General features: G+C 33.5%; 24 protein-coding genes and 1 pseudogene. 21 read left to right on the forward strand and 4 right to left on the reverse strand.

Translation table 11 applies throughout. The annotated features are described in order from the left end of the window. The first annotated feature begins 275 nt into the window (after positions 1-275). The 3 genes from ACFVQC_RS06760 to ACFVQC_RS06770 all read left to right on the forward strand — a co-directional run bounded on the left by ACFVQC_RS06760 (position 276) and on the right by ACFVQC_RS06770 (position 2,857). Positions 276-1,214: a ring-cleaving dioxygenase gene (locus ACFVQC_RS06760; protein WP_377897793.1), complete on the forward strand. Its 939-nt coding sequence runs from the start codon at positions 276-278 to the stop codon at positions 1,212-1,214. 27 nt (positions 1,215-1,241) lie between these two features. Continuing rightward, complete coding sequence (locus ACFVQC_RS06765; protein ID WP_377898138.1) at positions 1,242-1,856, forward strand: alpha/beta hydrolase; 615 nt, start codon at positions 1,242-1,244, stop codon at positions 1,854-1,856. 209 nt (positions 1,857-2,065) lie between these two features. After that, on the forward strand, positions 2,066-2,857 hold the full coding sequence (locus tag ACFVQC_RS06770) for a phosphotransferase (RefSeq protein WP_377897795.1): 792 nt from the start codon (positions 2,066-2,068) through the stop codon (positions 2,855-2,857). Positions 2,858-2,930: 73 nt separating this feature from the next. Here ACFVQC_RS06770 and ACFVQC_RS06775 read toward each other — a convergent pair whose 3' ends face one another. After that, entirely contained in the window at positions 2,931-4,463 is a 1,533-nt protein-coding gene (locus ACFVQC_RS06775) for a BA3702 family sensor histidine kinase (RefSeq protein WP_377897797.1), read from the reverse strand. Between the two features lie 236 nt (positions 4,464-4,699). On the opposite strand from ACFVQC_RS06775, the gene ACFVQC_RS06780 reads away from it, so the two are divergent. Then, a complete protein-coding gene (locus tag ACFVQC_RS06780) occupies positions 4,700-5,071 on the forward strand; it encodes a VOC family protein (RefSeq protein ID WP_377892367.1) in 372 nt (123 codons plus the stop codon). A 20-nt stretch (positions 5,072-5,091) separates the two neighbouring features. Here ACFVQC_RS06780 and ACFVQC_RS06785 read toward each other — a convergent pair whose 3' ends face one another. Next, positions 5,092-5,901, reverse strand: coding sequence for a YitT family protein (locus tag ACFVQC_RS06785; RefSeq protein WP_377892365.1), 810 nt, complete (start codon positions 5,899-5,901; stop codon positions 5,092-5,094). Between the two features lie 143 nt (positions 5,902-6,044). Here ACFVQC_RS06785 and ACFVQC_RS06790 point away from each other — a divergent pair, with 143 nt between their 5' ends. The 12 genes from ACFVQC_RS06790 (at position 6,045) to ACFVQC_RS06845 (ending at position 14,363) form a co-directional block, all read left to right on the forward strand. Continuing rightward, the gene (locus ACFVQC_RS06790) at positions 6,045-6,848 is read left to right on the forward strand and encodes a protein phosphatase 2C domain-containing protein (RefSeq protein ID WP_377897798.1); all 804 of its coding nucleotides are present in this window, start codon (positions 6,045-6,047) and stop codon (positions 6,846-6,848) included. Positions 6,849-6,863: 15 nt separating this feature from the next. Further along, positions 6,864-7,316, forward strand: a complete 453-nt coding sequence (locus tag ACFVQC_RS06795) for a peptidoglycan recognition protein family protein (RefSeq protein ID WP_002146292.1) — start codon at positions 6,864-6,866, stop codon at positions 7,314-7,316. 17 nt (positions 7,317-7,333) lie between these two features. Beyond that, positions 7,334-7,585, forward strand: a complete 252-nt coding sequence (locus tag ACFVQC_RS06800) for a DUF2164 domain-containing protein (protein WP_002111161.1) — start codon at positions 7,334-7,336, stop codon at positions 7,583-7,585. Positions 7,586-7,778: 193 nt separating this feature from the next. Continuing rightward, positions 7,779-8,081 carry an urease subunit gamma gene (locus tag ACFVQC_RS06805; protein ID WP_002066603.1) on the forward strand — a complete coding sequence of 101 codons (303 nt, stop codon included), beginning with the start codon at positions 7,779-7,781 and terminating at the stop codon, positions 8,079-8,081. A gap of 14 nt (positions 8,082-8,095) precedes the next feature. Further along, positions 8,096-8,425, forward strand: coding sequence for an urease subunit beta (locus ACFVQC_RS06810; RefSeq protein ID WP_242248002.1), 330 nt, complete (start codon positions 8,096-8,098; stop codon positions 8,423-8,425). Position 8,426: 1 nt separating this feature from the next. Beyond that, positions 8,427-10,139, forward strand: a complete 1,713-nt coding sequence (gene ureC / locus ACFVQC_RS06815) for an urease subunit alpha (RefSeq protein WP_215573686.1) — start codon at positions 8,427-8,429, stop codon at positions 10,137-10,139. Between the two features lie 18 nt (positions 10,140-10,157). Next, positions 10,158-10,613, forward strand: coding sequence for an urease accessory protein UreE (locus ACFVQC_RS06820; protein ID WP_000582803.1), 456 nt, complete (start codon positions 10,158-10,160; stop codon positions 10,611-10,613). Then, positions 10,591-11,289 carry an urease accessory protein UreF gene (locus tag ACFVQC_RS06825; protein ID WP_002128524.1) on the forward strand — a complete coding sequence of 233 codons (699 nt, stop codon included), beginning with the start codon at positions 10,591-10,593 and terminating at the stop codon, positions 11,287-11,289. The genes ACFVQC_RS06820 and ACFVQC_RS06825 overlap by 23 nt, the downstream gene beginning before the upstream one ends. Positions 11,290-11,303: 14 nt before the next feature. Next, positions 11,304-11,921: an urease accessory protein UreG gene (gene ureG / locus ACFVQC_RS06830; protein WP_000594929.1), complete on the forward strand. Its 618-nt coding sequence runs from the start codon at positions 11,304-11,306 to the stop codon at positions 11,919-11,921. Then, a complete protein-coding gene (locus tag ACFVQC_RS06835) occupies positions 11,918-12,739 on the forward strand; it encodes an urease accessory protein UreD (protein ID WP_377897802.1) in 822 nt (273 codons plus the stop codon). Before ureG ends, ACFVQC_RS06835 begins: the two co-directional genes overlap by 4 nt. A gap of 18 nt (positions 12,740-12,757) precedes the next feature. Next, positions 12,758-13,390: an AmiS/UreI family transporter gene (locus ACFVQC_RS06840; RefSeq protein WP_377897804.1), complete on the forward strand. Its 633-nt coding sequence runs from the start codon at positions 12,758-12,760 to the stop codon at positions 13,388-13,390. Further along, the gene (locus ACFVQC_RS06845) at positions 13,377-14,363 is read left to right on the forward strand and encodes a HoxN/HupN/NixA family nickel/cobalt transporter (protein ID WP_002146299.1); all 987 of its coding nucleotides are present in this window, start codon (positions 13,377-13,379) and stop codon (positions 14,361-14,363) included. The genes ACFVQC_RS06840 and ACFVQC_RS06845 overlap by 14 nt, the downstream gene beginning before the upstream one ends. An 87-nt stretch (positions 14,364-14,450) precedes the next feature. On the opposite strand, the gene ACFVQC_RS06850 is transcribed toward ACFVQC_RS06845, so the two are convergent. Together ACFVQC_RS06850 and ACFVQC_RS06855 are read right to left on the reverse strand one after the other, a co-directional pair. Beyond that, positions 14,451-14,654: a CsbD family protein gene (locus tag ACFVQC_RS06850; RefSeq protein ID WP_377897806.1), complete on the reverse strand. Its 204-nt coding sequence runs from the start codon at positions 14,652-14,654 to the stop codon at positions 14,451-14,453. A gap of 324 nt (positions 14,655-14,978) precedes the next feature. Then, on the reverse strand, positions 14,979-15,791 hold the full coding sequence (locus tag ACFVQC_RS06855; RefSeq protein ID WP_377897808.1) for a GNAT family N-acetyltransferase: 813 nt from the start codon (positions 15,789-15,791) through the stop codon (positions 14,979-14,981). Positions 15,792-15,943: 152 nt separating this feature from the next. Here ACFVQC_RS06855 and ACFVQC_RS06860 point away from each other — a divergent pair, with 152 nt between their 5' ends. The 5 genes and pseudogenes from ACFVQC_RS06860 to ACFVQC_RS06880 all read left to right on the forward strand — a co-directional run bounded on the left by ACFVQC_RS06860 (position 15,944) and on the right by ACFVQC_RS06880 (position 18,987). Next, positions 15,944-16,147, forward strand: a complete 204-nt coding sequence (locus ACFVQC_RS06860; RefSeq protein ID WP_377892346.1) for a hypothetical protein — start codon at positions 15,944-15,946, stop codon at positions 16,145-16,147. Further along, positions 16,144-16,272 (forward strand): annotated as a pseudogene (locus tag ACFVQC_RS06865) (GNAT family N-acetyltransferase); the annotation flags it as partial. The gene ACFVQC_RS06860 and the pseudogene ACFVQC_RS06865, both read left to right, overlap by 4 nt. A 342-nt stretch (positions 16,273-16,614) precedes the next feature. Continuing rightward, positions 16,615-17,403, forward strand: a complete 789-nt coding sequence (locus tag ACFVQC_RS06870; RefSeq protein WP_377897811.1) for a helix-turn-helix domain-containing protein — start codon at positions 16,615-16,617, stop codon at positions 17,401-17,403. An 81-nt stretch (positions 17,404-17,484) separates the two neighbouring features. Next, the gene (locus ACFVQC_RS06875) at positions 17,485-18,336 is read left to right on the forward strand and encodes an ABC transporter ATP-binding protein (RefSeq protein WP_377897813.1); all 852 of its coding nucleotides are present in this window, start codon (positions 17,485-17,487) and stop codon (positions 18,334-18,336) included. After that, the gene (locus tag ACFVQC_RS06880; RefSeq protein ID WP_377897815.1) at positions 18,337-18,987 is read left to right on the forward strand and encodes an ABC-2 transporter permease; all 651 of its coding nucleotides are present in this window, start codon (positions 18,337-18,339) and stop codon (positions 18,985-18,987) included. The last annotated feature ends 63 nt before the right edge of the window (positions 18,988-19,050 follow it).

The raw sequence follows: 19,050 nt of genomic DNA on the forward strand, positions 1-19,050 counted from the left end.
GATAATAAAGTTAATCAAGAGAACAATAATTTAAATAAGTAACTTATTGACAATGAAAAATAAGTTACTTATAATAAATCTTGAGTTCGAGATAAATCGTATTCTAAATAAAGATTTATTATGATTATAAATCGAACAAATATTTTTTTGTAAATTATCTTGAATTCGAGATAAAATTATAATGGCGGATTTTACTTTGTAGTATGGACAAAATGAATAATGAATTGTAGTGTATAAACAGTTTTTTATAACGAAATAAAAAAGGAGTGGGTGAAATGGAAAAGAAAACAATGGGGATACATCATATTACAGCAATTGTAGGGCATCCACAAGAAAATGTAGACTTTTATGCTGGTGTATTAGGGTTACGTTTAGTGAAACAAACAGTGAATTTTGATGATCCAGGTACGTACCATCTTTATTTTGGTAATGAAGGAGGAAAACCTGGAACAATTATTACGTTTTTCCCATGGGCAGGTGCTCGCCAAGGAATTATTGGAGATGGTCAAGTAGGAATTACTTCATATGTCGTACCAAAAGGTGCAATGGAGTTTTGGGAAAATAGACTAGAAAAGTTTGATGTTTCATATACAAAGATGACTCGATTTGGGGAGCAGTATTTAGAATTTGATGATCCACATGGTTTGCATATAGAATTAGTTGAAAGAGAAGAAGGCGAATTAAATAATTGGAATTTTGGAGAAGTTACGCCAGAAGTAGCAATTAAAGGATTTGGCGGTGCTGTTCTTTTATCGGCACAACCTCAAAAAACTGCTGAATTGTTAGAACACGTTATGGGTCTTGAGAAAATTGGAGAAGAGGGTGAATTTGTTCGATTCCGTTCTTCTGCTGATATTGGAAATATTATTGATTTAAAATTATCAACAATCGGACGCGGTCAGATGGGCGTTGGTACAGTTCATCATATTGCTTGGAGAGCGAGCGACGATGCTGATCAACTAGATTGGAGAGAACATATATCTCGCTTTGGGTACGGTGTAACTCCTGTGCAAGATCGAAATTATTTTAATGCGATTTATTTTAGAGAACACGGGGAAATTTTATTTGAAATTGCGACAGATCCTCCTGGCTTTGCTCATGACGAATCTGTAGAGACGATGGGTGAAGATTTAAAGTTACCGGAGCAATATGAACCAAATAGAAAACAGATTGAACAAACGCTCTTACCATTTGAAGTGAGAAATTTAGACTAAAGTGATTGAAAGGGGAAGAGGATTATGATGAAACATGTTTTTCAAAAAGGAAAAGATACATCAAAACCAGTGTTGTTATTACTTCATGGTACAGGTGGTAATGAATTAGATTTATTACCACTTGCAGAAAGAATTGATCCAGAAGCTTCTGTATTAAGTGTTAGGGGAAATGTATTAGAAAATGGCATGCCACGTTTCTTCCGTAGATTAGCAGAAGGTATTTTTGATGAAGAAGATTTAATTTTCCGTACGAATGAATTAAATGAATTTTTAAATGAAGCGGCAAAAACATATGAATTTGATAGGAACAACATTGTAGCTATCGGTTATTCAAATGGAGCGAACATTGCAGCGAGCTTATTATTCCATTATGAAGATGCATTAAAAGCTGCTGTTCTTCATCATCCAATGGTGCCTAGAAGAGGAATACAATTGCCTAATTTAGCAGAAACAGCGGTATTTATCGCAGCTGGGACAAATGATCCAATTTGTGCGCCTTCTGAGTCAGAAGAATTGAAGACGTTATTAGAAAGTGCCAATGCCAATGTAACAATGCATTGGGAAAATAGAGGACATCAATTAACGATGAATGAAGTAGAGAAGGCAACAGAATGGTATGAAAGAGTGTTTTCACATGCATAAATAGTAGACTAAATCGAGTATAAAATCACAAAGATTTTATACTCGATTTTTTTGTTGCAATTTAAGGAATTAAAAGAGAATAGGAAAGTTATGTTAAAATATAAAGAAAAGCAAAGGGGTTCCAGTTTTGTTAATGAGCAGGGGTGTAAAATAATTGGCACTTTGTTTTAAGCGTGTCGATTTTTCTAATAATGAGGGGGAACTATTAGATGTCAAACTACGAAAATGAAGAAATGCTAACGGGAGGGAATGTCTCAAACGTATATCGTTCGGAAGATACTGTTCGACGAGAATTAAAGCAAGGCAGTACCAAAATTCATAAGCTATTAAATCATTTGGAAAACAAAGGTTTTAGTTATGCACCAAAGTTTTTAGGTATTGATGATAAAGATAGAGAGATATTATCATTTATTGCAGGAGAAGCTGGTAATTATCCTTTAAAAGAGTACATGTGGTCTGATGATGTTTTAAAAGAAATAGCGAAGATGCTCCGTCTTTATCATGATGCTGTGAGTGATTTCACGTTATCAGATGATTGGAAACCGATGGATAATACTCCAAATAAAATAGAGGTTGTATGCCATAATGATTTTGCAATATACAACATTATTTTTAATAACGAAAAACCAGTAGGTATTATTGATTTTGATGTTGCTGGTCCTGGACCAAGACTTTGGGATATAGCCTATACTCTTTACACTTGTGTCCCATTAAGTAGAGTTTATTATAAGGAAACAGGTGAGGCAGTTTATTATAGTTCATTACAGCATGCGGATCGTATAAAGCAAAGGGTTAAATTGTTTTTTGAATCTTACGGTGGGGGTATGGAAGAAGATTATCTGGAGATGGTATTGCTACGATTAGAGGGGTTATGTAAATATATGAAAAGAAAAGCTAAAGAAGGCGATATGAACTTCAAAAAAATGATAGATGAAGGACACCTTGACCATTATGAAAACGAAATTAAATTCATTCGTGAACATGGAAGAGAATGGATGTAATGAAATACGTTTTATACAAAAATAAAGCTCAGAGTCATATAGGGACTTCGAGCTTTTTAGTGTAGATGTATAGTTACGAGTTTGTTACAGGCTGAGATGTTGCAATTGGTAATTGGATATCGACAGTTGTTCCTATGTTTAATTCACTTGAAATGAATAATTTTCCGTGATGCTCTTGAATGATTTTATAGCACATCATTAAGCCCAGACCAGTTCCTTTTTCTTTCAAGCTATAAAAAGGTTCGCCAAGACGAGCCATGCGCTCTTCAGGAATCCCACAACCTTCATCGATAATACGTATTGAAACAAAATCATTTTCTAACGAAGTTGTTTGAATGAATATGTTACCACCATCAGGCATCGCCTCAATCGCATTTTTTACTATGTTAATAAAAACTTGTTTTAATTGATTACTGTCACATTGAATGTCAGAAATATAATCGAAATGGTCCATGATGATATGAACGCTATGCATAATTGCTGTTGGTAAAATAAAAGTTACAACTTCTTCAATTAATGTTTGTACGTTGCATGTATGAATAGATAACACTTGTGGTTTAGACATCGCCATAAATTGGCTTGTTATAGATTCCATTTGTGAAATCTCACTCAACATAACGTCCATATACCATTTATTTTCCTCATTTATTTCTGGATGTAATAACGTTAAAAATCCTTTTAATGAAGTGAGCGGGTTTCTAATTTCATGGGCAATTCCAGCTGTCAGTTGTCCTACTACTGCAAGCTTTTCGGATTTTCGTAATAACTTTTCAGTTTCTTTTAGTTCGGTAACGTCCCTTCCCATCACTATAAGACCTTTGCGTGAGCCATCAGGGTGGAAGAGTGGGACTTTTGAAATACTTAAAACTAGGTCGAAATCATCTCTATGTATAATAAATTCCTCTCCGTGAAGAATTTGTCCCTTTTGCCATGTTAGTTCATCGACTTCTTCACAATGCAAAAAAGATTCACGGTACGCTTCGTTATATTGAATGAGTTCATTATCTCTTTTTCCATGATAAGGTACGTTATGGAAATTGAAACAAGAAAGCGCATAGTCATTTGCTTCAAGCCAGCGTCCTTCATGATCCTTAAAAATAACAAATGCAGGCATTGAATTCATTAATGTGCGTAATCGTTTCTCACTCTCTTGTAATACTTTCTCAATTCTTTTTGATTTTTCAAGGGGTTTCATAATGGCGTATACACCTGTTAAACGATTTTTAGCAAAAATAGGAACTAATTTTGTTACGACATCTAGTAAATATCCGTCTTTATGATAAATAGAGACGATATACTCTTTTTGATTGTCAGCTGCAGTATTTTTTATGTATTGTAGCACTTGATCAGAAATATGTGCTTCTAAAATAGAGGTGATTGTTTTTCGCTCTAATTCGTTAGAAGTATAACCTAATATTCTTTCAGCAGAGGGATTAATATGTAAAATAACTCCTTCTAAATTCAATGAAATAATACTATCAGGGTTATGTTCGAAAAGAGATGCGTACATTTCTGCTAAAGAACGATTTTGTATATGGTTTCGCAGGCGTCCAGATACGTTCGGATGACGCTTTTTTTGAGTAGATGAATATTTTTTACGACTCATAATATTTCCTCCGTACAATTAGCATCTAAAAAAGATGGATCTATTAATAACTATAATATAGGTGTGACGTTTATTTCTATAAAAAATGGAAATTACAGAATAAATTTTCTTTTTTTATTATTAGTGGAAGGTATAAAAGGTAGTAATAAGAGAATCTTATATTGCTTAATTAATTTTCTGTAAGTTACATGAATGTGTTTTCGTTATACGATTAGACTAGAAGAGGGGGAAGGAATATGAAAAATTATATTCAAGGAATTGATCATGTACAAGTAGCTGCGCCCGTAGGATGTGAAGAAGAAGCGCGAGAATTTTATGGTAATAAAATTGGAATGGAGGAAATTCCAAAGCCGGAGGAATTAAAGAAGCGTGGTGGGTGTTGGTTTAAGTGTGGAAATCAAGAGATTCATATCGGAGTTGAGCAAAACTTTAATCCAGCTAAAAAAGCGCATCCAGCTTTTTATGTTTTAAAAATTGATGAATTTAAACAAGAGTTAATAAAGCAAGATGTTGAAGTAATAGATGATAATGCACGACCAGATGTAATTAGATTTTACGTATCAGATCCGTTTGGAAATCGAATTGAATTTATGCAAAATAAAAACTAGGTGAAGGTTCACCTAGTTTTTTATGCTTTTCTAAACAATCCTAATACTTCAACAGTTTCTGTAATATTAACGAATGCATGAGGATCAATTTCGGAAATCGTTAGTTTCATACTTGCTAACTCTTCAAGAGAAACGACTGTCATAAGTACACGTTTTTTTTCGTTTGAATAAGCACCTTCACCATCAAGTAACGTAATTCCGCGTACTACAGTTGAAAGAAGCTTTTTTTTCATTTCTTCCGCTTGATTTGTTACAATCATAAGTGTAACTTTACGATGTTTTGTATGAACGGCATCAATTACTTTACCAGTTACATAAATTGAAAGTAAGCTTGTAAGGGCAACATCCCAAGTGAAGAAAAATCCTGCAATGACAACAACAACAGTATTTAATGCAATAAGGAATCCACCAAGTTTAATATCTCGCTTGCGAGATAACAACATACCGATAATATCAAAACCACCAGTTGAACCATGGCAGTTAAAGACAAGACCAATACCAGCTCCGGCGATAACCCCTCCAAATACAGATGATAAAAGTGGATCTGTTGCTACGACTTTTACAGGAATATAGTATAGTGCAACAGATAATACAATTACAGAGACAACTGTGTTAAAAATTACTTTTTTTCCAAGACCTATGTATCCTAAAATAAGGATAGGTAAGTTCAATACAAAGTTAATAATGCCTGTGTTTACAGGGGTTGCAATCCCTAAAATAATAGCAATTCCGCCAATTCCACTACTTAAAATTTTATGGGGGATAAGGAAAAGATTAAAGGCAATCGCAATAATAATAGAACCAAAAATAACACCAAGAAATCTGACCATCTTTTTCCCGTCCTTCACTAAATAATCATATTATTTCAAGATTATATATGAAATTGAAAGTTTTAGGTGAAAACAGTTTATTTCGGAAAATTAGATTAATCTAAACAGTTTGAGTATTTGATAATTTGAAAGGGGATACAGATATGAAGATAACGACGTATCAACAGAAAAGTCCTTTAAAACAAGAATGTGAGGATTCATTTTTTTGTAATGAACATAACATGATGTACGGTGTATGTGATGGCGCAACGCCACTTGTCCCGTTTTGTGATGAAGAAGGACATAATGGAGCATACATCGCTTCGCATTTATTTGCAAGTCATTTTACTTCGTTACGGGAGATTAATAGTTTACAAGGTGAAGTTGCAAAGGCGAGTGAATTATTGCAAAACAAGATGCTAGAGTACAAGGTTGATATGAGAAAAAAAGACCATCTGTGGTGTACATGTATTGCAGCAGTTCAAATAGAAGGCGAAAAACTTGAATATGCACAGTTAGGTGATTGTATGGTCGTTGCAATACTTCAAAATGGAGCGATGAGAGTATTAACGAAAGATACGGTTCAAGGAATTAGTAAACGTGCAAAAAAGAAGAGAGAGGAAGATAGAGAAAAGGGATTACCTGTACCTGAAGAACACGTTTTTCAAGATGTTCGGGAGCAGTTAAAATACAATCGCTATCTTGCAAATATGCCAAACGGCTACTCAGTTGCAAATGGGATGAAAGAAGCTATGGATTATTTACAATATGGTGAATTACAGGTAGCTGAAGTAAGTGGGATTTTTATTTGTTCAGACGGATTGTTTCACCCAGAGTGGTCGTTAGAACAAACTGTAGCATATATAAGAAAGAATAGTATAAAAGAATATGTAGCAATCATTGAAAGGTTAGAAGGAGAAAATAGAATAAGACCAGATGATAAAACAGTTATTATGATCGATTTGTAAGAGGAGGATGTTCATATGGAAATTAAATGTGCAAATTTAACGTTTCAAAATGAGTTAGTTCCTTTAGAAAAAGTAAATAAACTGATTATCCACCATACGTCAGAAGATGGCTGGGATGTGTATAAAACTCACGAATTTCATCAAAAGGTAAGAGGATGGAGCGGGATTGGTTACAATTATTTTATTGAAGAAGATGGAACTGTAGTCGAAGGACGAGGTTTACATATTGGAGCACATGCGAAAGATAATAATAGTAATACAATTGGAATATGTATGACGGGAAATTTTGATAAATATGATCCAACTACTGCACAAATGAATTCATTATATTCTTTATGTAAAATGTTTATGAAGCAGTTTGCCATAGAGAAAGGGAATATACTCGGCCATAGGGAGTTAGAAGGGGTTACAAAAACTTGTCCAGGAAATCGCTTTTCTATGGTAGAGTTAAGAAAAGTATTATCTTAAATATAGAGGAGTAACTCATGATGATGAACATAAAAATACCGACTGATAAAAAAGAAGAGCTTGTAGCACAAATTCAGCAATTTTTCGTTGAAGAAGATTTAGATGAGATTGGACGTTTTCAAGCAGAGCGTTTAATAGAGGAAATGATTAAATTAGTAGGACCATTTGCATACAATCAAGCAATTGGAGATGCAAGAAAACTTGTAACTGAAAAGTTATCAAATATTGAAGAAGATTTATATGTGTTAGAGAAGAATGAAGGGAAATAAAAAAAGACTAGAAATTCTTAAAGATATATTAGATATAGGAGTAAGGATAGTAAGGAATGATATTCCTACTGTCCTTTTTTTATTTGATTGGCAGCAAAAAAAACATGGAGAAAACACGGAAAGGACATTGGAAGTACATCTTTTATTTTTAGAATATTCTTAGTTTTAAAATACTTCAGAAAGGAAGAGTGCAATGAGATTAACGCCAAGAGAAATTGATAAAATGCTGGTAGTTGTTGCGGCTGATTTAGCTTATCGACGAAAGGAGAGAGGGCTTAAGTTAAACTATCCAGAAAGTATCGCTATTATTACGTATGAAATTTTGGAAGGAGCAAGAGATGGTAAAAATGTAGCGGAATTAATGGAACTTGGAAAAAATATTTTAAGTGCTGAAGATGTTATGGATGGTATTGCAGACATGATATCAGATATTCAAGTTGAGGCAACTTTTCCTGATGGAACAAAATTAGTAACTATTCATCAACCAATTCATTAAAGGAAGTGAATGAGATGATTCCAGGGCAATATATCCTTGCGAAAGAAGACATAGTATGTAATGAAAATAAAAAAGCAACGAAAGTTAAGGTGTTAAATCAGGGAGATAGACCGATTCAAATTGGATCTCATTACCACTTTTATGAAGTGAATGAGGCGTTAAAGTTCAATCGTAGTGTAGCAATTGGACAACATTTAAATATTCCAGCGGGTACAGCGGTAAGATTCGAGCCTGGGGATGAAAAAACGATTGAATTAGTTCCATACTCAGGGAAGCAAGAAGTATATGGATTTAAAAATAAAGTGGATGGCGATATTGAATCTTATAAAAAAAGAGGGAGATAGCATGAGTTTTAAGATGTCACGTAAACAATATACTGATTTATATGGTCCAACTACAGGAGATTCTATTCGTTTAGCGGATACACAATTATTCGCACATATTGCTCGGAATTACACCGTATATGGTGATGAAGCTGTCTTTGGTGGAGGAAAATCAATTAGGGATGGTATGGGACAAAATTCGCAACTTACAAGGGAACAGGGTGTTGTGGATGTTGTTATTACCAATGCAATTATTATTGATTATACAGGAGTATATAAAGCGGATATTGGTATAAAAGATGGAAAGATTTCAGCAATTGGTAAGAGTGGTAATCCTTCAATTATGGATAATATTGATATCATCATTGGAACATCAACGGAAGTAATTTCTGGTGAGCGGAAAATCGTTACAGCTGGAGGTATTGATACACACGTGCATTTCATATCCCCACAACAAATTGATACAGCATTAGCTTCAGGTATAACAACTTTAATTGGTGGAGGAACAGGACCGGCAGAGGGTACTAAGGCAACTACGATAACACCTGGATCTTGGAATTTAAGAAAAATGCTAGAAGCAGCAGAAGCTTTTCCTATAAATCTTGGGTTTTTAGGGAAAGGAAATAGTTCAAGTTTACCTGCCCTGGAAGAACAAATATTTGCAGGGGCTATTGGATTAAAAATTCATGAAGATTGGGGAGCGACTTCTTCAGCAATTAATCACTCGTTACAGATCGCTGATAAATATGATATTCAAGTTGCTATTCATACTGATACGTTAAATGAATGTGGTTTTGTGGAAGAAACGATAAAGGCTATTGATAATCGTGTTATTCATACGTACCACACTGAAGGGGCTGGTGGTGGGCATGCACCAGATATTATAAAGATTGCTGCACTGAATAATATTTTACCTTCTTCAACGAACCCGACCTTGCCATATACAGTGAATACGCTGGATGAACATTTAGATATGCTCATGGTATGTCATCATTTAAAAGCAAATATTCCAGAAGATGTAATGTTTGCGGATTCAAGGATTCGAAAAGAAACAATTGCAGCAGAGGATATTTTGCAAGATTTAGGGGTTTTCAGCATGATTAGCTCTGACTCACAGGCGATGGGAAGGGTTGGAGAGGTTATTATTCGCAATTGGCAAACCGCCGATAAAATGAAAAAGCAGATTGGTAGTTTAGAGGGAGATAAAGAATATAACGATAATAATAGAATTCAACGTTATATAGCTAAGTATACGATTAATCCAGCTATTACACATGGGATTTCAGAATATGTCGGCTCTATTGAAGTAGGAAAGTATGCAGACCTTGTAATATGGGATCCCCAATTTTTCGGTGTTAAGCCAGATATGGTTTTGAAAAACGGGATGGTAGTGATGGCATTAATGGGAGACGAGAATGCTTCGATCCCTACACCACAACCATATTATGAAAAAAAGATGTTTGGTGCATATGGAAAAGCAGTACAGTCAAGTTCGATTACATTTGTATCCAAAGCAGCTTACGAGAATAATATTAAAGAAAAATTAGGTTTAAATAAAGTTGTATTACCTGTTAAAAATACGAGAGAGATTTCTAAGCAAGATATGAAGCTGAATAATGCAACACCAGAAATTGAAGTAGATCCGCAGACATATGAAGTTAAAGTTGATGGACAAGTTATTACGTGTGAAGCAGTAGATGTATTACCTATGGCTCAAAGATATTTTTTATTTTGATATAACGGGGGAGAAAAAATGATTATTGAAAAAATTAATAACAACGTATGCAATATGAATGATTTTGCAAATACAAAAAAGCATCTTGATAGAATATTGATTTCTAGTGAGCTTTTACTAAAGAGGGTTCAGAAATTATATTCAGAATCTGGTTTTGAAATTGGGGTGTCTTTAGATAATGGAGAAACATTAAAGAACGGTGATATTTTATATGAAGATGAACATCGTATTGTATATATTGAAGTGTTACCAGAAGAGGTAATTGTAATTACTCCAACGTCAATAAAAGAAATGGGAATTATTGCGCATAACTTAGGAAATAGACATTTGCCAGCACAATTCGATGAAGGGTGTATGATTTTGGCGAACGACTACTTAGTAGAAGATTTACTCAAAAAGGAAGGTGTTCCTTATCAAAAAGAAAATAGAGTATTACCCAAACCGTTCAAGCATGCTTCACACAAACATATTTAACCTACTTAACCTACTCCAAATTAGTGATTCGAACTTCCCAACAGGAAGTTTTAGTCACTCTTTTGGATTAGAAACATTTATTCAAGAGGGACAAGTTACAAATAAAGGCGAATTTTTCAAATGGATTAATCGATATGTAAAAGTGCAATTAACACACACGGACGGCTTAATTTGCAAATATACTTACGAAGCCACTAAGAATAATGATGGAAAACAAATTACATTTTTAGATGATTTAATAACAGCACAAACATTGCCTTTTGAATGTAGAAGAGCAAATAGAATGATTAGTAAAAGTACTTCTAAACTATTGTGTGAACTGTTCTCATTTGCAAATTTAAATATATACAAAGAAGATGTTATGGGTAATAAATTACAAGGTCATCCGAGTATCGTATACGGAATATTAGGGGCGGAATTGAAGATGACAATAGAAGAAACGCTCTTAGTTTTCTTATATTCAAGTGTTGGAAGCATAATTCAAAATGGTGTGAGAGCCATTCCTCTTGGACAAACAGATGGTCAAAAACTATTACAAGAATGCCATGAATTGATCTGTGAATCTATTGATAGAATTCAAATACTTTCATTAGAGAATTTTGGATTGAATGATCCTGAATTCGAAATAAATCAAATGCAACATGAAGATGTAAATGTAAGAGTCTTCATGTCATAGGGAGGAAAAATAAAATGATAAAACCTATTAAAATTGGTATTGGTGGCCCGGTAGGTGCTGGGAAAACAATGTTAGTTGAAAAGTTAACGAAATATTTAAATACAGATTATGAAATTGCAGCAATTACAAACGATATTTATACGAAAGAAGATGCAAAGATTTTATTGAAAACGGGTGTTTTACCAGAAGATAGAATTATTGGTGTAGAGACAGGAGGGTGTCCACATACAGCAATTCGAGAGGATGCTTCTATGAATTTTGAAGCAATTGAAGAGCTCATGATTAGACATAGTAATTTAGATATTATTTTTATTGAAAGTGGGGGTGATAATTTAGCTGCCACATTTAGTCCAGAGCTAGTGGATTTTTCAATTTATATTATTGATGTAGCACAAGGAGAAAAGATTCCTCGTAAAGGTGGACAAGGAATGATCAAATCTGATGTATTTGTGATTAATAAAACGGATTTGGCACCTTATGTAGGGGCTGATCTTGGAGTTATGGAGCAGGATACGAAAAATTACCGACATAATAAACCATATTTTTTTACAAATTTGAAGGATGAGGAAGGCTTACAGGGATTAATAAATTGGATGCGACAAAACATCATGTTAGAAGGATTGAAGAAATGAAAGCCCCTACAGGTGTCTTAAACATTGATGTGATGGAAAAGAGACATAAAACGGTACCTATTAAGGTTTATCATAAAGATGCCTTAAAAGTAACGCAGCCAATGTATTTGGACGATTATGGTAGAGCATATTACTATATCATGAATTCTGGTGGAGGTTATTTAAAAGGAGACTTCTATTCTATAAATATAAATGTTCATGAAGATGCGAAAACATATATAACAAGCCAATCAGCAACGAAAGTTTACAAGACTCCAAATAGTTATGCTTTGCAAGAATTGAATGTTTATATTGGTGAAAATGCTGTTATGGAGTATTTACCAGATCCGTTGATTATGTACAAGGATGCAGCATATAAGCAAAAAACAAATATATATATGCAAAATAATTCTACATTGATTTTATGCGATTCAGTTACGCCTGGTTGGTCTCCAAATATGGAGAAGTTCACATACCAGTATTTTGATTCGCTAACAAAAATATATATGGAAAACAAACTTGTAGTTTACGATCATCTATTGTTAAACCCTTTCAAAGAGTCGTTAGATCAAATGGGAATATTAAATCAATATTCCCATTATGGTACTTTCATGGTTATTAATGAGAACATTACAAATGATTTAATTGCAGCATTGAAAACTTCGCTTTCTAACACTAACAATATGAAGATTGGAATATCTTCTATGCCATGTAAAGGCTTTGTCATACGCATACTTAGTCATAATACAGAGGATATGGAGTCTATATTTTTTCAGTGTCATCGTTTTGTTAGAGAGAATTGTCTGCATGAAGAATTAACATCCTATCGAAAATATTAAGTAGGAGAAGGGGATACTATGACTAATGTGGGATTATTATTTGTCGGTGCAGTTCTATTTATGAATGCACTAGCAGCTTTTAAACTCATTGATAGCAAAAGTGTAGGGTACTTCAATTTATTTGTAGGGGCATTACAAACTTTGACACCATTATATTTATTATTTACAGGAAGTCAATCTAATGAGTGGACTATCCTATCTAATGGAACTATTTTTTTATTTGGTTTTACTTATTTATATGTTGGCCTTACGAATATATTAGAACTTGATTCTTCAGGTGTAGGTTACTATTCTCTTTGGGTTGCTATTATTGCAACGGTTATGGGAATAGCGAATCAATTACATGAGAGTGGAAGTCTACAAAGTACAATAATTTGGTTCTTTTGGGCGTTCCTTTGGTTTTTATTTTTCCTGCAAGATGGGTTGAAAAAGAAGATTCATATTTATGTAGGGATTGTTTGCTTCATTGAATCTTGGATTACTGCAACGATACCAGCCCTGTTAACACTTACAAATCATACAGGCATGTTAAATGATTTTGTAATTATTGTAGTGACTATTATAACGATTGTAGTTTTTATTATGGCACTTTTCTTTTTCAAGAGTATTCAATCTAAAGTAGAAAGGGTTAGTAACTATGTGGAAAAGTGAACTGAAAAAAGCAACTAATTTTTTTGTTATTATTATATTTCTTCATGTGCTTGGAATTCTCTTATTATTACCTGCACTGTATAAAGGCAATAGCATAATTGGAATGGCTATTATTGCATATTCTTTAGGATTGCGTCATGCGTTTGATAGTGATCATATTGTCGCAATTGATAATACTGTTCGGAAATTAATTGAAAAAGGTAAAAACTCACAGGGGGTGGGGTTTTACTTCTCATTAGGACACTCTACTGTAGTATTTGTGATGATCGTATTAATTGCTTTAATTGGAAAAACAGCAAAACATGGAATGGAGAGTTTTTCTACTATAGGCGGTATTATCGGCACAATTGTTTCTAGTACATTTCTTATTATTATCGGTCTTACCAATCTGATGTATCTTATTAAAGTGTTACGAAGCGAAGAGGATAAGCAACCAGAAAACTTAGGATTTATATACCGTTTCACGCAACGCTTATTTACGTTTATTGATAGTCAAAAGCAATTGTATATAATCGGTTTTTTATTTGGTCTTGGTTTTGATACAGCAAGTGAAATCGGATTAATTGCTCTTTCTACAGTAACTGCAACAAGTCAATCTATCCCGCTTGTAAGTATATTTGCTTTTCCCATTTTGTTTGCTGCAGGAATGTCGTTGATGGATACATTAGATAGTACATTCATGAATACGAATTATAAGTGGGCAATGGAAAATAGTCGAATTAGAAATTCATATAACGTATTAATTACCTCAATATCTGTTATAACGGCTTTTTTAATAGGGGGTTATCAACTATTATCTTTACTTATTGAAAGCTATAATTTACAGGGGCCGTTTTGGAATCTCATACAGGTAGTTAATTTTGATTATTTGGGTATATGTCTTGTTGTATTCTTTATTATTTCTCTTATTGTTTTTGCTGTATGGAATAGAAATGCATTTAAAGAACCACTTACAAAGAGTATAGAGAAATAAAAATATACCGTGTGATATTTGGTTAATTATGTATATAAACTGAAATAAAAAACACGTTAGATGAAAATACATCTAACGTGTTTTTTATTATTTATGTTCCTTATATTCATGTGCTTTTTCTTTTATATTACCAACCGTATCTTTAGCAGTGCCTTTCATTTTATCCCATTTTCCCTCGGCTTGTAATTTTTTGTTGTCCGTTACTTTCCCAACAACTTCTTTTACTTCGCCTTTTACCTTATCAATGGCACCTTCTACTCTTTCTTTTAAACCATGATCATGCATTGTCATACATTTCTCCTCCTTGTATTTTGATTAGAATTCTCTTTTCATATTGCAAGTTGAATGATGTATCTAGTAACAGCGTAACAAATCTAGTTTGAATATTCAAATGATTAATAGGATAGAAAAGGAATTGTCATAAAGTGAAACTTTAATTAGTGGGGGTTTTATTCATCCCCCACTGATTATTAGCCTTCACCAATCGGGCTTTTACGGGCAGTTGATCCCCCACCTAACTTCTTTGCTTTCGCTGAATTTTGGGGTGGGGGTCATACTGCCCGTTAATGCGGGATAAAATGTTTAAGATTGTAATGGAAAGAGAAAGAATGTTAATTACATGTCTTTTGCAGTCCATATTGATTTTGTATAAGCGATTTTCAAATGAGCGCGTTCCATATTATTTTGACTACTACTACCAAATCGAGCTTGTCCAACTATTAAATGACAGTCTGTTGCTATAGCTGTTTCTATTCGTTTTTGAATTAATGCAGTATGACAACCTTTACGCTGAAATTCCGGTAAAGTAGCGGAAGCGGCTAATGAGGCAATACCTTTATTTACATACAGTACACCAATGCCTGCAGGAATATTTTGAACTTCAGCTATGAAAAAATACCAGCCTGGTTTATTGTAAAGAACTTCGTTATTTTGACGTACACCATCCTTTGTAAAGGAGGGCATATTAAATCCGCGTACATATATGTCTGCAAAAATATCAAATTCATTTTCTTTTAGTTGGCGTACTGAAATGTTAGAAGGAATAAGGGATCGATCTTCTCTCGGTATACTATATAAAGCGGTATGGAAGCTAGAGTGATAAAAACCTTTTTTAGATAAGTATTGAAATAGTTCATCTGTACCTTGCGCTAGTGTAATTTCAAAACGACAAGGGATTTGTAGCGATTCATAATAAGAGATGATTTCATCTATCGCATCTGTATTTGTATATGTAATACCTTTTACCGTATTAAAAGCAGGACCAGCAATTACTTTTGATGAAAAGGCAGTAGCACTCCCGAATTTTTTCATTTGTATTTGCATTGGATTTCCGCTCATCGCTTGTAGTAGCGCTAATCTAGAAGAGAGCATATCTATTTCTGCGTTTTCAATTTCTTGTGCTGCATTGAATGTCATAATAGTACTCATAAGATTCCTCCGTCAATTAATATAGTTCATAGTACATATACGATTTTTGTTCTGAGATTCCTGTTGAAATGTAAGAGAATAAGAGGTTTTTTGGAAGGGAAATGGAAGTGAACTGTCGAAGGGAGTGGAAACAGATTAAAGGTGGTGCTCTCATGAAACAGAAAGACGTGCAGACATGCTCTCATTGCGGTTCTCATAACATAGGAGAAGGTGAGTTTATCGGTTATGCACAAATACGGAAAAAGGAAACGATGTTCACATCTTCACCAGTAGATGCTTATATTTGTACAGATTGCGGGAATATCCTTTCATTAAAGGTACGGAATTATGAAAAGTTTAAGCAGAAGCCGTTATGATTGTTGAGAAGTGGCTATATCCAACTCTGCATACAAGTCGTCTTCTATTAAGGAAGATTGATATGAGTGATATTTTACATATAGTTGAGTATGCTTCGGATCTTAAGTTAACAACTTATATTGTGTAGGCTGCTCATCGAGTGTTAGATGATGCGAAAAGATATTATATATCGCCAGAACAATATATAAATAACTAGAAGGTTTTATATGAGAATCTCCTTTAAATTGTTTAGAGGGGATTTTTTTATTTATTATAACAATAATTACCTTTAATTGTTATAATTGGTTATTGTGGAGGCTGATTTTTAGTGAGGCTGTAAACATACAAGATAGACAGCTAAATCGTATATAAACACCATATATAACATAATCGCAACTGTAAGTTGACAAAATGCAACCGTAGGAAGATAGAGATAGTGGGAATGTTTGTTTACAATTTAGTTAAGAAAACAAAGGGGGACACACATATGGGATTTGGTGAGAAACTATTTAAATTAAGAAAGGAAAATGGTCTTTCTCAAGAAGCATTAGCTGAGAAATTAAACACGACAAGGCAAGCGGTTAGTAAATGGGAGAATGGTCAAGGGTTTCCTGAAACTGAAAAACTAATAATGATTGGAAATGTATTTGAAGTATCTCTTGATTACTTATTAAAAGAAACTGCTGAGCAAAGTAATGAAAAGGAAAATGGTTATTATGTAAGTAAGGAAATGGCGGAAGGGTATGTAGTGTATGGACAAAAAATTTCTAAATATATCGCATTAGGATTTAGCTTGCTTATTTTATCTACAATACCGTATTTATTATTTAAAGAAAATGCAACAATGTCTACATTCCTTGTCATTATCATTGCTGTCCTTGGAATTGGAGCAATGATGGTACCTGTAACGATAGAAGAGAGTCGATACAATGTATTAAAAAAGGAAGAACTACTGTTTGATCAAAACTTTCTAAAAGAATTGACAAAAAGATATGCGACTATTAAGAAGAAGTATGCGGCAGTAGTGATCGTTGGATTTTGTTTTATCGCGGCAGGGGCAATTCCGTTTTTGTTTGAGAAAAAGCGTATCACTTCAGGAGAGTTAGTACAGTATTATCCTTACTGTGTTGTTCTTATTGCGATCGGTTTCTATCTTTTTGTTAGTGTTTTAGGCGTGTTAGAAACGTACAGAATTTTAGTGGAAAATAAAGAATATAGCAATCGATTCATTTTTAAACTAAAAAAGAAAGTGAGAGAAAAGGTGGATAATTTTTAATAGAGGAAAACATATTTTCAGTAATATATTTTTATTAAAAATTAAGAAATGAGCTGCAACTATTCAGATAGGAGTGAAATGATGTCAAACCTTTTAGAGATTAAAAATATTAGTAAATCATTTGGTGACAAGATTGTTTTAAAAGATGTTTCCTTCAATGTGCCGCCTGGATCAATTGTTGGATTCATTGGTGATAATGGGGCTGGGAAATCAACAACTTTTAAAGCAGTACTAGAATTAATTTCTAAAGATAGCGGTACAGTAAAAATATTTGGTGAAGTAAATATAAGTAAATATGCCAAGATTAAGGAAAAGATAGGAGTCGTATTTGACGCAATGAATCTACCAGCTCATCTTACAATAAAACAACTAAATAAGGTTTTTGCAAAGATGTTTGAATCTTGGGATAGGGAAAATTTTTATCGATTAGTTAATTCTTTCTCTTTACCTACCAATGAAAAAGTAGGTGGATTCTCACGTGGGATGTCAATGAAACTATCTATAGCTATTGCGCTGTCGCATAATGCAAAATTATTAATCCTAGATGAAGCGACGGGAGGTCTTGATCCTTCAGCTAGGGAGGGCGTGTTAGAGGAATTAAAAAGTTTTGTGAGTAAAAGTAATGGTGGTATATTACTTTCTTCTCATATTATGAGTGATGTAGAAAAAATAGCTAGCCACCTTATCATTATAAAAGATGGAGAAATTTTACTGAATGAAGAAAAAGATAAGGTTTTGGACAGTTACGCCATTGTAGATGTTGACGTGGAACAACTAACTTTAATCAACAAAGATATAGTTGTGGCAAAGAGGAACCATGGTTCTTATTTCAATGTACTCGTATCAGATGTACATAAATTACCAAGTGGGATTGCTCATAGAACCATCTCGATAGAAGAAATGAGTGTTTTATTAACGAGGAGTGAAAAATAAATGAGAGGTTTATTATTGACAAACTATTACCTAGTGTATCGAACTTTCTTTATGTTCATGGGAATAGCGATATTGGGAGCGGGATTCGTGTTTTATTTTGGTGATGCTTCAATGTACCGTTTAATTGCTACGTTCATTATCTTATTTGCTGCGATTCCTGCACTTGAAGTTATTAAATATGAGAGTAAGTCGGGTTATGAAAAGTATGTGCTTACTTTACCGGTTACTAGAAGTAATATTGTACAAAGCCACTACTTTTTCTATTTTTCAGTTGTAATTATTGGTACTGTATTATCATATGGCATATTTTATGTATATGGTTTAGTTTCAGATACACCAATCGATGATGGGATATTTAAGAGTGTTTCTTTAGGGACGTTCATAATTCTTAATGCCGGAGCAATAGCCTATCCACTCCTCTATGTTTTTGGAGCAGAAAAATCTGATGCTATTACAATTGGAGGCGCATGTGGGGGACTTGTTATTTATTTTGGATTACAAAGTGTAATTGGCTATCTAATAGAACAATTTCCAATAGCAAATTTAAATTCATCTGTATACGTTTCAATTCTATATACAATATTTGGCGTTATCATATATATATTTTCTTTTTTTATTTCGGTATTTATATATTGTAAGAAGGAATTTTAGTAGATTTTCTCCTAGTATTTTCTGAATTATTTCTTTGGAAATAATTCAGAAAATACAGAAAAA

Source organism: Bacillus sp. NPDC057893 (genome assembly GCF_042796455.1).
Taxonomy (GTDB): domain Bacteria; phylum Bacillota; class Bacilli; order Bacillales; family Bacillaceae_G; genus Bacillus_A.